Annotated in this window: 12 protein-coding genes; 10 read left to right on the forward strand and 2 right to left on the reverse strand. The window is 45.0% G+C overall.

Going from position 1 to position 12,081, the window contains the following annotated elements; translation table 11 throughout:
* Positions 1-7: 7 nt before the first annotated feature.
* From moaB to R7E47_RS07310, 10 genes are all read left to right on the forward strand, one after another.
* Entirely contained in the window at positions 8-520 is a 513-nt protein-coding gene (gene moaB, locus R7E47_RS07265; protein WP_005388935.1) for a molybdenum cofactor biosynthesis protein B, read from the forward strand.
* 26 nt (positions 521-546) lie between these two features.
* Complete coding sequence (moaC, locus tag R7E47_RS07270) at positions 547-1,026, forward strand: cyclic pyranopterin monophosphate synthase MoaC (RefSeq protein WP_005380779.1); 480 nt, start codon at positions 547-549, stop codon at positions 1,024-1,026.
* Positions 1,023-1,280, forward strand: coding sequence for a molybdopterin synthase sulfur carrier subunit (moaD, locus tag R7E47_RS07275; protein ID WP_017636051.1), 258 nt, complete (start codon positions 1,023-1,025; stop codon positions 1,278-1,280). The genes moaC and moaD overlap by 4 nt, the downstream gene beginning before the upstream one ends.
* 1 nt (position 1,281) lies before the next feature.
* On the forward strand, positions 1,282-1,737 hold the full coding sequence (gene moaE / locus R7E47_RS07280) for a molybdopterin synthase catalytic subunit MoaE (protein ID WP_005380781.1): 456 nt from the start codon (positions 1,282-1,284) through the stop codon (positions 1,735-1,737).
* 531 nt (positions 1,738-2,268) lie between these two features.
* Positions 2,269-3,945, forward strand: coding sequence for an ABC transporter substrate-binding protein (locus R7E47_RS07285; protein ID WP_017633862.1), 1,677 nt, complete (start codon positions 2,269-2,271; stop codon positions 3,943-3,945).
* A gap of 128 nt (positions 3,946-4,073) precedes the next feature.
* Positions 4,074-4,994: an oligopeptide ABC transporter permease OppB gene (oppB, locus tag R7E47_RS07290; protein ID WP_005380786.1), complete on the forward strand. Its 921-nt coding sequence runs from the start codon at positions 4,074-4,076 to the stop codon at positions 4,992-4,994.
* A 15-nt stretch (positions 4,995-5,009) separates the two neighbouring features.
* Positions 5,010-5,912 (forward strand): oligopeptide ABC transporter permease OppC, encoded by a 903-nt coding sequence (gene oppC, locus R7E47_RS07295; RefSeq protein ID WP_017633861.1) that lies wholly within the window; start codon positions 5,010-5,012, stop codon positions 5,910-5,912.
* 27 nt (positions 5,913-5,939) lie between these two features.
* Complete coding sequence (locus R7E47_RS07300; RefSeq protein ID WP_318084067.1) at positions 5,940-6,911, forward strand: ABC transporter ATP-binding protein; 972 nt, start codon at positions 5,940-5,942, stop codon at positions 6,909-6,911.
* Positions 6,890-7,903 (forward strand): murein tripeptide/oligopeptide ABC transporter ATP binding protein OppF, encoded by a 1,014-nt coding sequence (oppF, locus tag R7E47_RS07305; RefSeq protein ID WP_005387265.1) that lies wholly within the window; start codon positions 6,890-6,892, stop codon positions 7,901-7,903. The genes R7E47_RS07300 and oppF overlap by 22 nt, the downstream gene beginning before the upstream one ends.
* A gap of 167 nt (positions 7,904-8,070) precedes the next feature.
* Positions 8,071-9,018, forward strand: a complete 948-nt coding sequence (locus R7E47_RS07310) for a glutathione S-transferase family protein (RefSeq protein WP_318084004.1) — start codon at positions 8,071-8,073, stop codon at positions 9,016-9,018.
* Between the two features lie 114 nt (positions 9,019-9,132).
* Here the strand turns inward: R7E47_RS07310 and R7E47_RS07315 are convergent, their stop codons facing one another.
* Entirely contained in the window at positions 9,133-9,555 is a 423-nt protein-coding gene (locus tag R7E47_RS07315; RefSeq protein ID WP_005380804.1) for a hypothetical protein, read from the reverse strand.
* Between the two features lie 342 nt (positions 9,556-9,897).
* Positions 9,898-12,042 (reverse strand): phosphate acetyltransferase, encoded by a 2,145-nt coding sequence (gene pta, locus R7E47_RS07320; protein ID WP_005380805.1) that lies wholly within the window; start codon positions 12,040-12,042, stop codon positions 9,898-9,900.
* Positions 12,043-12,081 lie beyond the last annotated feature (39 nt).

Raw genomic sequence — 12,081 nt, forward strand, 5'->3', positions numbered from 1 at the left:
TGAACAAATGGGTCACGCTGAAAGCAAATTCCAACCTGCAAATATTGCCGTTCTAACGGTATCTGACACTCGTACTGAAGAAAACGATACCTCTGGTCGTTACCTAGCTGAGCATGCTCAAGAAGCGGGTCACAACGTAGTAGACAAGCAAATTGTTATTGATGATATGTACAAGATCCGCGCGATTGTTTCTCAATGGATTGCTGATGAAAGCGTACAAGCGATCATGATTACTGGCGGTACAGGTTTCACCTCACGTGATAGCACGCCAGAAGCACTTAAGCCTCTATTTGATAAAGAAGTTGAAGGTTTTGGTGAGTTGTTCCGTATGGTGTCGTACGAAGAGATCGGTACGTCTACCATTCAGTCTCGTGCGATTGCAGGTTTTGCTAACCACACCGTGATCTTCGCAATGCCAGGTTCAACGGGTGCGTGTCGTACAGGCTGGACAAAAATTATTAAACAGCAGTTGGATGCAAGTCATCGCCCTTGTAACTTCATGCCACACCTATCTGTATAACCTTTCCTAAAAGCGAAGGAAAAACAATGACCCAATTTACACATATCAATGCTTCTGGCGAAGCAAACATGGTTGACGTGTCAGCAAAAACGGAGACGGTTCGTGAAGCTCGTGCTGAAGCATTTGTTCACATGGCCCCAGAAACACTTCAACTGATTGTCTCTGGCCAGCACCACAAAGGTGATGTATTTGCGACGGCTCGTATTGCTGGTATTCAAGCTGCGAAGAAAACCTGGGATTTGATTCCACTTTGTCATCCGCTACTACTCTCTAAAGTTGAAGTTCAACTGGAAGCTATCGAAGCAGAAAACAAAGTTCGCATCGAATCAGTATGTAAACTTGCGGGTAAAACTGGTGTGGAAATGGAAGCGCTCACGGCAGCTTCCGTTGCTGCTCTAACGATTTACGATATGTGTAAAGCAGTACAAAAAGACATGGTCATTGGTCAAGTTCGTCTACTAGAGAAAACGGGTGGTAAATCTGGTCACTTTAAGGTGGAATCATGATTAAAGTACTTTTCTTTGCTCAAACTCGCGAGCTGATTGGCATCGACAGTGTCGAGTTAGACGGGCCGTTTGAAACGGTTGAATCAATTCGTGCACATCTAGTGGAAGAAGGCACTGAGAAAGATGGCAAGTGGGATTTAGCGCTCGAGCCAGGAAAGCTACTTGCTGCAGTGAACCAATCCATCGTCCCTCTGGATACACAAGTAAAAGCAGGTGACGAAGTTGCGTTTTTCCCGCCGGTAACTGGGGGTTAAGATGGATTCTCGTGTTTCTGTACAAATTGAAGACTTTTCGGTTGAGCAAGAATATCAACGTCTATCTGAAGGGACGGCTGCCGGCGCTGTCGTTACATTCGTTGGTAAAGTTCGAGATATGAACCTTGGGGATAATGTCATTGGTTTACATCTAGAGCACTATCCGGGGATGACAGAGAAGAGCTTGAGCGACATTTGCGATCAAGCTGAGTCTCGCTGGCCACTATTAGGTGTACGCGTGATTCATCGTGTCGGAGACATGGATAGCGGTGATCAAATTGTATTTGTGGGCGTTTCCAGTGCGCACCGCGGCGCGGCATTTGATGCGTGCGAGTTCATCATGGATTATCTGAAAACCCAAGCACCATTTTGGAAAAAAGAGCGTACGACGAATGAAGATCGTTGGATTGAGTCGCGCGACACCGATCATCAAGCTGCACAGCGTTGGGAAAAATAGAACTAACCCGCATTCTAGTGAAAAAAGCTAAGTGCTAATGGTACTTAGCTTTTTTTGTATTTATCTTCATTGTATTGCTCACTTTGTTTCAATATTTCCTATCTTTTGTCTGGTGATATTCTTCACAATAAAAGTTTTTTGCCCAATATATAAACAATTATTTGTTAGACTTGATTTGTCATAAATGTTAAATGATGTGTAAATATCTAGCATAAGATGCTAGTAAATGGTTTAAACTCAGATTAATCGAAAGTTTCGCCTGTTAAATGTCGCTTCTGGTCTTTATTTGGCTGGTGAATGCTTTGGGGTTAGAGTTTACTGCTAGATATGTGTGGTTTAGTCAGCATTATTGGTTTTTTTGCTACATTTTTATGGCAAATTACTTCAATGATTGCTAATGTGTGCCGCAGTCTTTGTAAGGTTTTAGACTTTTGTGCTCAGAAAGTGCACTAAAAAAATCTAAAACTCTGACCGTTCCAGGCCCTTACAAAGAAGTCATGGATGCTAACGAAAAAATTTGGAGTTTTACGCATGTATAAGAATAAAATCACGCGCGCTTTATTTATTGGTGCTGGTCTTTCTCTCGCTCTAGCTGGTTGTGGTGAAAAGCCTGCGGAGAAACAAGCTGCTGAGCCTGCTCCGGCTCCAGCTCCTGAAGCTAAATCTGATTCTAAAGAGCCAAAACTTGCTGCTGTTCAAGAATTGGTGCGTGGTAACGGTACAGAAGTTGCGACAATAGACCCTCATAAATCTCAAGGTGTTCCAGAATCCCACGTGATTCGCGATCTTCTTGAAGGCCTTGTAAACCAAGATGCGGACGGTAACACTATCCCTGGTGTTGCAGAATCTTGGGAAACTGAAGACAACAAAACATACACTTTCCACTTACGTGAAGACGCAAAATGGTCAAACGGTGATCCTGTCACTGCAGGTGATTTCGTTTACAGCTTCCAACGCGCAGTCGATCCAGCAACCGCCTCTCCATATGCTTGGTACATGGAATACACCAAGATGAAGAACGCAAAAGACATTGTTGCGGGTAAAAAAGATAAGAGCGAGTTAGGTGTTAAAGCGGTTGACGATCACACGTTAGTGGTTGAGTTAGATACTGCAGTACCATATTTTGTAATGATGATGGGCCACACGACAGTGAAACCTGTTCATCAAGCAACTGTTGAAAAGTTCGGCGATCAATGGACGAAGCCAGAGAACTTTGTAGGTAACGGTGCTTATGTTGTTGACAACTGGGTTGTAAACGAGCGTTTGGTTCTAAAACGTAACGAACAGTACTGGGACAACGAAAACACGACGCTTGACCAAGTTACTTTCCTACCAATCGAGAACCAAGTAGCGGAAATGAACCGCTTCCTAGCGGGTGAAATCGACTTCACGAACGAGCTGCCTACAGAGCACTTCAAGCGTCTGAAGAAAGAGCACCCACAAGAAGTGTCTGTAACCGGTAACTTATGTACTTACTACTACATATTCAATACGAAGAAAAAGCCGTTTGATGATGTTCGTGTGCGTAAAGCGATTTCTTATGCGATTGACCGTAACATTGTGACCGATGCGATTTTAGGTCAAGGTCAAAAGCCAGCTTACTTCCTAACACCTGAAATTACGGCAGGTTTCAACCCAGAAATTCCTGCATACGGCAAAATGACGCAAGAAGAGCGTAACGCAGAAGCTGCGCGTCTATTGGAAGAAGCGGGTTACGGCGCAGACAACCCTCTTGAATTTAACCTTCTATACAATACATCAGAGAACCACAAGAAACTTGCGGTTGCACTGGGTTCAATGTGGAAGAAGACACTTGGTCTAGACGTTACGCTAGAAAACCAAGAGTGGAAAACTTACCTATCTACCAAAGATTCTGGCAACTTTGAGGTTGCTCGTGCAGGTTGGTGTGGCGACTACAACGAAGCTTCATCTTTCCTAACGCTGATGATGAGTAATAACACTACTGGTGGTATTCACTACGACAGCAAAGAGTACGATGCGATCATGAACAAAGCATTTGCTTCAACTTCTGACGAAGAGCGCCAAGCACTTTACCTAGAAGCAGAGAAGTTGATGGCAAAAGATATGCCAATCGCACCTATCTACCAGTACGTGAAATCACGTCTACTATCACCGAAAGTTGGTGGCTTCCCAGTAAATAACGCGGAAGACAAGATTTACTCTAAAGATCTCTACATCACAGAGTAATTCGTAACTCGATAGAACTATAAAAATGAGGCCCTACATGTGAGAAATTGCATGTAGCGCCTATCTTTAGTCCAAAAGAATTGGACGACTTCTTTAATTTAACTGTCACAGACTGAAAGAGTGAGTTTATGCTTAAATTCATCGCAAAAAGGATATTTGAGGCGATCCCAACAATGTTGGTTTTGATCACCGTATCTTTCTTTCTTATGCGCTTTGCACCGGGAAACCCTTTCTCGACAGAGCGTCCATTGCCACCCGAAGTAATGGCAAACATCGAAGCTAAATATGGCTTGGATAAACCTGTATTTGAACAATACACCACGTATTTGACCAATGTTATCCAAGGTGATTTCGGACCGTCATTTAAATACCTTGATTACTCAGTAAACGAGCTGATCGCGGTTGCCTTACCTGTTTCGGCTAAAGTGGGCTTCATCGCCTTTATCTTTACTTTGATAATGGGGGTTACCGTCGGTACCATTGCTGCGCTCAAGCAAAATACTTGGATTGATTACACCATTATGTCGACTGCGATGCTTGGTGTCGTAATGCCATCCTTTGTATTAGCGCCTGCGCTTATCTACATATTCTCGCTTCATTGGAATATCTTCCCTGCGGGCGGTTGGCAAGATGGTAGCTGGCAGTATTTAGTGCTTCCTGTTATTGGTATGTCGCTACTGTATGTTGCTACCTTTGCTCGTATCACGCGTGGTTCGATGATCGAAACCCTAAACAGTAACTTTATTCGTACGGCACGTGCTAAAGGTCTAAGTTACCGTTATATCATTATCAAACACGCTCTTAAGCCGGCACTTCTCCCTGTTGTTTCTTACATGGGCCCAGCTTTCGTAGGTATCATCACCGGTTCCGTTGTTATCGAAACCATTTTTGGTCTGCCTGGTATTGGTAAACTATTCGTTAACGCTGCGTTTAACCGTGACTACTCGCTAGTAATGGGGGTAACCATTCTGATTGGTTTCCTATTCATTCTATTCAACGCGATTGTAGATATTTTACTTGCAATGATTGACCCGAAAATTCGCTACTAACAGGGACGTTTGGTTATGTTAACGAAAAAAGAAAACCTAGAAGCGATTGAGAAATTCTCCGAAAACTTGGAGATTGAAGGTCGCAGTCTTTGGCAAGATGCTCGTATCCGTTTCATGCGCAACAAAGCGGCGATGGTGAGCTTATTCCTTCTTGTTCTAATGACGTTGGCGGTTATTATCCTGCCAATGATCGCACCGTACACATTTGATGATACTGACTGGTACGCGATGCACGTTGCACCGAATGCTGACCATTGGTTTGGTACTGACAGCTTGGGCCGTGATTTATACGTGCGTACGCTAATTGGAGGTCGTATTTCGTTGATGGTAGGTGTTATGGGTGCATTTGTAGCGGTACTGATTGGTACGCTCTACGGCGCAGCATCTGGTTTCATCGGCGGTAAAGTTGACCGCGTAATGATGCGTATTCTAGAAATTTTATACGCGGTACCGTTTATGTTCCTGGTGATTGTACTGGTAACATTCTTCGGTCGTAACATCATGCTGATCTTCGTTGCGATTGGTGCTATCGCATGGCTAGATATGGCGCGTATCGTACGTGGTCAGACTCTTAGTCTACGTAGCAAGGAGTTTATCGAAGCGGCACATGTGTGTGGTGTAAGCAACTGGAAAATCATTACTCGTCATATCGTACCGAACGTACTGGGTATTGTAGCGGTATACTCTACGCTGCTTATCCCAAGTATGATTCTAACGGAATCATTCCTATCATTCCTTGGTCTTGGTGTTCAGGAACCAATGACAAGTTGGGGCGCTCTTCTACAAGAAGGTGCACAGACAATGGAAGTAGCAATCTGGCAGCTGGCATTCCCAGCAGTGTTCATGGTTGTGACGCTATTCTGCTTCAACTACGTTGGTGACGGCCTGCGCGATGCGCTGGATCCAAAAGACAGATAATTAAAAGATAAGATTAAGGAAGCAATGATGAGCTTATTAGATGTCAAAGATCTGCGCGTCGAATTCACCACGCAAGATGGTATCGTAACCGCAGTAAACGATTTGAACTTTTCTCTCAACCAAGGCGAAACCTTAGGTATCGTTGGAGAGTCGGGATCAGGTAAATCTCAAACCGTATTCGCAATCATGGGCCTTTTGGCTAAGAACGGTATTATTTCTGGTAGCGCAAAGTTTGAAGGCAAAGAAATCCTAAACTTACCGGAAAAAGAACTGAACAAAGTGCGTGCGGAACAGATCGCAATGATCTTCCAAGACCCAATGACATCACTGAACCCTTACATGAAAGTGAGTGATCAGTTGATGGAAGTGCTTATGCTGCACAAAGGCATGGGCAAAGCGGAGGCATTTGAAGAATCAGTACGCATGCTGGAAGCGGTAAAAATCCCTGAAGCGCGTAAGCGTATCACGATGTACCCGCATGAGTTTTCAGGCGGTATGCGTCAGCGTGTAATGATCGCGATGGCGTTGTTATGTCGTCCTAAATTGCTTATTGCCGATGAGCCAACAACAGCACTTGATGTGACGGTACAAGCACAGATCATGGACTTGTTGAATGAGCTGAAATCTGAGTTCAACACAGCGATCATCATGATCACGCACGACCTTGGTGTGGTTGCAGGTTCGTGTGACAAGGTGCTGGTGATGTATGCAGGCCGTACTATGGAGTACGGCAACGTAAACGAAATTTTCTACAATCCAAGCCATCCTTATGCGGAGGGGCTGCTGAATGCGATTCCTCGCCTCGATACTGAGGGTGAAATTCTGCCGACCATTCCTGGTAATCCACCAAACTTGCTTCGTCTACCGCCGGGCTGCCCTTATCAAGAGCGCTGTCACCGTGTGATGGATCGTTGTAAGCGCGAGGCGCCAATTCTGACACCATTTGGTGATGGTCGTCAGCGTGCATGTTTTTCTGAATGGGAGGCTTGGAACAAATGAACGCAGTAGACAAAAAACTAATTCTGGACATTTCTGAGCTGAAAGTTCACTTCAGCATTGCCTCAAAGTCGGCATGGCCGTGGTCAAAGCCTTCGAGCCTGAAAGCGGTAGATGGCGTGAACGTTCGACTATACGAAGGGGAAACGCTTGGTGTAGTAGGTGAATCAGGTTGTGGTAAATCGACGTTTGCTCGTGCCATCATTGGTCTGGTTGAAGCTACTGACGGCCAAGTAGTTTGGTTGGGTCAAGACCTTACTAAAATGAAAAGCGTTCAGCGCCGTGAGACGCGTAAAGAAATTCAGATGATTTTCCAAGACCCATTGGCATCGCTGAATCCGCGTATGACTGTTGGTGATATCATTGCTGAACCTCTTGAGACATTCTATCCAGAACTGTCTAAGCAGGAAGTGAAAGATCGCGTTAAAGAGATGATGGCGAAAGTTGGCCTATTACCTAACGTGATTAACCGTTACCCACACGAGTTTTCGGGTGGTCAGTGTCAGCGTATCGGGATAGCGCGTGCGCTTATCCTTAAGCCTAAGATGATCATTTGTGACGAGCCAGTATCGGCGCTTGATGTATCTATTCAAGCTCAGGTTGTTAACCTGCTTAAAGAGATTCAAAAAGAGTTAGGGCTTTCTCTGGTATTCATTGCGCATGACTTGTCTGTCGTTAAACACATTTCAGATCGCGTTTTAGTTATGTATTTAGGTAATGCCGTGGAACTTGGCGAGGCCGAGGCTCTGTTTGCTGATCCTAAGCACCCATATACGCGTGCGCTGATGTCTGCGGTTCCGATCCCGGACCCGGATATTGAGCGCAATAAGAAAATCCAAATGCTAGAGGGTGATCTTCCTTCACCTATCAACCCACCGTCGGGTTGTGTATTCCGCACTCGTTGCCCACAAGCAACCGAAGAGTGTGCGAAGACGAAGCCAACCATTTTAGGTAATGACGTTCACGCGGTATCTTGTTTACACGTTAGTGTATAAATTCAGCCTGTGACGGGCTTAAGCGCGACACCTTCATCGGGTCGCGCTTTTTTTATGTGTCTGATTTATACATTCGAATTTCTTGAACATGATGTCCTAAGTTCGATGATTCTCTGTTTGATAGGAAACGCTAATATAGACACAAACAGAACGAGAGGAGAGCAATCATGGGTAAGTTGGTTGAAGGTGTTTGGCAAGATGTCTGGTATGACACAAAATCAAATGGTGGCAAATTTGTGCGCGAAGATGCCGGATTCCGTAACTGGGTTAAAAACGACCCTGATGCGGAGTTTACACCAGAGTCCGGTCGATACCATTTGTATGTCTCTCTTGCTTGTCCGTGGGCACATCGAACCCTCATTTTCCGCAAGCTGAAAGGTTTAGAACCACATATTGATGTCACGGTCGTTTGCCCTGATATGCTCAGCCAAGGTTGGCAAATGGGCCTTCCTGAGCCATTGTTTGGTCACACGCGCATGTATCAAATTTACACGCAGGCCAAACCCGATTACACGGGCCGCGTAACCGTGCCTGTACTTTGGGATAAAAAGACCAATACTATTGTGTCAAACGAGTCGTCAGAGATCACTCGCATGTTCAATTCGGAATTCAATGCGTTAACAGGGAATCACGACGACTACTATCCAGATCATCTAAAACACGTTATTGATGAGTGGAACGATTTTGTTTATCCAAATGTCAACAACGGAGTGTATCGTTGTGGCTTCGCGACTACACAAGAGGCGTATGAAGAAGCGTTTGATTCTTTGTTTAATGCGTTAGATAAAATCGATGCTCACTTAGCGACGCATCGTTACTTAGCAGGGAACACAATTACTGAGGCTGATTGGCGTTTGTTTACGACTCTTATTCGTTTTGATGCGGTGTATGTGGGGCATTTCAAGTGTAACAAGCAGCGCATCGCAGACTACGAAAATATACAAGGCTACTTAAAAGAGTTATATCAAGTCGAAGGCGTCGAAGAAACGACGGATTTATATCACATTAAACGCCACTACTACTTCAGCCACACTGGGATTAATCCGACGCAAGTTGTACCAAAAGGGCCTGATTTAGACCTAAATACTCCTCATGGAAGAGAAAGGATTGGCTAGTTTGCTGCTTCCATCGCAAATGAAAAAGTACTTAACGGTTAGCAATGCCGTTAAGTACTTTTGTGTCATCTAAATACCGGGAGTAGGAAGTTTACTTTTTCATTCATCGCCACCTTACTTAGCGCGTACGATGTCCATCACTAGCTTTCCGTCCACTTTTACAGGACCGTCCTCTTTAGCGCCGAGCGTATACTCAAACACACCAGTCTTCATGCCACCTTTCTCTCCGTGGACCATTAACATCAGCATATCGCCTGATTCTACTGGTTCCATCAAAATTGCATTTACGTTTTCATTCTTTCCCATTTTTAACGGAGCGTAGCCGATAACAGGACCAGGCTTCATTGATTCGTCTGTTCGGTGGACAACCATCCACCCATTGTCATCAGCATGAGCCATTTCAGCGGTCACCGTTCCTCCGGACATATCTTGATCGACGCCTTTAATACTCGGGGCGGAAAAGCTGAATGAAGAAAAACTAATCAGAAACGCAGCTAAACCAAACTTTATCAGTGATGTATTGATGAAATCCTTCATATATATTCCTTAGCAGTCAATGAGTTTGTGCATTGCAGTAGCTTTTACGTATTTCCTAGCAAAAAAGTTTAGCTAAAACGTAAATAATGTCGATAAATTGAACAGGGACCGTGCTGCTTTGGAGCCAATGCATTTTGGGGAGTGGGTCAATCGGTGTAAGAACAAGCACGAGCAATGTCGATTAGGTATGGGGGGCGATAGGGAGAAAAGCTTTGTGCACCAGTAATTATAGGTTGTGCAGTGATTGGTATAAAAAACAAATAAGTGTTCTGGCCAGCAATAGAAAAAGCCCTCGATGAATCGAGGGCTTTGTATCTATATCCAACTAGATGTCAGAAGCGATTATTTAGCTTCTTGGTCTGCTTGGATAGCTGTTAGAGCGATGGTGTACACGATGTCGTCTACTAGCGCGCCACGAGACAAGTCGTTTACAGGCTTACGCATACCTTGCAGCATTGGACCGATAGATACTAGGTCAGCTGAACGTTGTACCGCTTTGTAAGTTGTGTTACCCGTGTTTAGGTCTGGGAATACAAATACTGTCGCTTTACCTGCAACTGGAGAGTTTGGTGCTTTAGAAGCAGCAACGTTTTCCATAATAGCAGCGTCGTACTGTAGAGGACCGTCAATGATAAGATCAGGACGTTTCTCTTGAGCCAGTTTTGTAGCTTCACGTACTTTATCAACGTCTGCACCCTTACCAGATTCACCAGTAGAGTAAGAGATCATTGCAACGCGTGGTTCGATACCGAATGCTGCTGCAGAGTCAGCAGATTGGATAGCGATTTCAGCAAGCTGTTCAGCAGTTGGATCTGGGTTGATTGCACAGTCACCGTAAACCAGTACCTGATCAGGCAGAAGCATGAAGAATACTGAAGATACGATAGACGCATTTGGTGCCGTCTTGATGATTTGGAACGGAGGAACGATAGTGTTCGCCGTAGTGTGAACAGCACCAGAAACTAGGCCGTCAACTTCGTCGTTCTCAAGCATCATTGTGCCTAGGAATACTGAATCTTGTAGCTTCTCACGAGCCACAACTTCAGTCATGCCTTTCGCACCGCGCAACTCAACTAGGCGAGCAACGTAGTTTTCACGAACAGCATCTGCATCGATGATGGTTACACCAGTACCTAGCTCAACGCCTTGTTGAGCTGCTACGCGACGGATTTCATCTGGGTTACCTAGAAGTACACAGTCTGCAATGCCGCGTTCAGCACAGATTGCCGCTGCTTTAACTGTGCGTGGTTCGTCACCTTCTGGAAGAACGATACGCTTACCTGCTTTACGAGCAAGTTCAGTTAGCTGGTAACGGAACGCTGGTGGGCTTAGACGACGAGACTTCTGAGTGCCTTCAGTCATAGACTCGATCCAGTTACCGTCAATGTGGCCAGCAACGTGTTCGTTGATGAACTCGATACGCTCTTTATCGTCTGCAGGTACTTCGATGCTGAAGCTCTGTAGGTTTAGAGACGTTTGCCAAGTGTTACCTTGTGCTTTGAAGATAGGTAGACCAGTGTCGAATGCTGGTTTACATAGGCCTTCGATTTCGCTAGGGATATCGTAACCGCCAGTTAGCAGTACTGCACCAATATCCACACCGTTCATTGCAGCAAGAGAAGCAGCAACGATAACATCAGGACGGTCTGCAGAAGTAACAAGTAGAGAACCCGGTTTGAAGTGCTCAATCATGTTTGGCAGAGAACGTGCACAGAAAGTGATGCTCTTGATGCGACGAGTGTTGATGTCACCTTCGTTGATGATATCTGCTTTCAGGTGTTTAGCCATGTCGATTGCACGAGTCGCAATCAGATCAATGCTCCATGGCACACAACCTAGTACACGAATTGGAGAAGTGTTGAAAATTTCCATCACTTTCAATTCGTTTTGTTTCGCGCTGTCTGCATCGTCAAAGATTTCAGATAGGTCAGGGCGAGTACGGCCAGCTTCGTCAACAGGAGCGTTTAGCTTGTTGATGATAACACCAGAGATGTTTTTGTTTTTAGTGCCGCCGAAGTTAGAACATGCTACTTCGATACGCTCTTTCAGTTGCGCAGGGTTATCAGTACCTGGAGTCGCAACTAGCACGATTTCTGCACCAAGTGTTGCCGCGATTTCCGCGTTTACTTGGTTTGCAAATGGGTGCTTACGAGTAGGTACAAGACCTTCGATTAGCGTAACGTCTGCGTCTTTGTTGATTTGGTTGTAACGTTCAACAACGGTTTCTAGCAGCTCGTCCATGTTGTCGTTACCGATTAGGCTTTCAGCAACAGACATCGCCATTGGTTCACCGATCTTCATATCGCTGTTACGACCAACGATAGTTGAAGTCAGATCTGGCTGATCACCACCTGAACGTGGCTGACAGATTGGCTTGTAGAAAGAAACTTTAACGCCTTTACGCTCCATAGCGCGAAGAACACCCATGCTAACGCTTGTTAGGCCAACGCCTGCGCTAGTAGGGATAAGCATAATAGTACGAGACATTCGTAGAGTACCTTTAGCTATTTGGGGGATAAAAGCTCA

This window comes from Vibrio sp. Vb1026 (genome assembly GCF_033338745.1).
Taxonomy (GTDB): domain Bacteria; phylum Pseudomonadota; class Gammaproteobacteria; order Enterobacterales; family Vibrionaceae; genus Vibrio; species Vibrio alginolyticus.

Excerpts from the sequence above, each read along its gene's own strand:
- moaB (WP_005388935.1), top strand. The coding sequence starts at position 8 with ATGGGTCACGCTGAAAGCAAATTCCAACCTGCAAATATTGCCGTTCTA.
- moaC (WP_005380779.1), top strand. The coding sequence starts at position 547 with ATGACCCAATTTACACATATCAATGCTTCTGGCGAAGCAAACATGGTT.
- moaD (WP_017636051.1), top strand. The coding sequence starts at position 1,023 with ATGATTAAAGTACTTTTCTTTGCTCAAACTCGCGAGCTGATTGGCATC.
- moaE (WP_005380781.1), top strand. The coding sequence starts at position 1,282 with ATGGATTCTCGTGTTTCTGTACAAATTGAAGACTTTTCGGTTGAGCAA.
- R7E47_RS07285 (WP_017633862.1), top strand. The coding sequence starts at position 2,269 with ATGTATAAGAATAAAATCACGCGCGCTTTATTTATTGGTGCTGGTCTT.
- oppB (WP_005380786.1), top strand. The coding sequence starts at position 4,074 with ATGCTTAAATTCATCGCAAAAAGGATATTTGAGGCGATCCCAACAATG.
- oppC (WP_017633861.1), top strand. The coding sequence starts at position 5,010 with ATGTTAACGAAAAAAGAAAACCTAGAAGCGATTGAGAAATTCTCCGAA.
- R7E47_RS07300 (WP_318084067.1), top strand. The coding sequence starts at position 5,940 with ATGAGCTTATTAGATGTCAAAGATCTGCGCGTCGAATTCACCACGCAA.
- oppF (WP_005387265.1), top strand. The coding sequence starts at position 6,890 with ATGGGAGGCTTGGAACAAATGAACGCAGTAGACAAAAAACTAATTCTG.
- R7E47_RS07310 (WP_318084004.1), top strand. The coding sequence starts at position 8,071 with ATGGGTAAGTTGGTTGAAGGTGTTTGGCAAGATGTCTGGTATGACACA.
- R7E47_RS07315 (WP_005380804.1), bottom strand. The coding sequence starts at position 9,555 with ATGAAGGATTTCATCAATACATCACTGATAAAGTTTGGTTTAGCTGCG.
- pta (WP_005380805.1), bottom strand. The coding sequence starts at position 12,042 with ATGTCTCGTACTATTATGCTTATCCCTACTAGCGCAGGCGTTGGCCTA.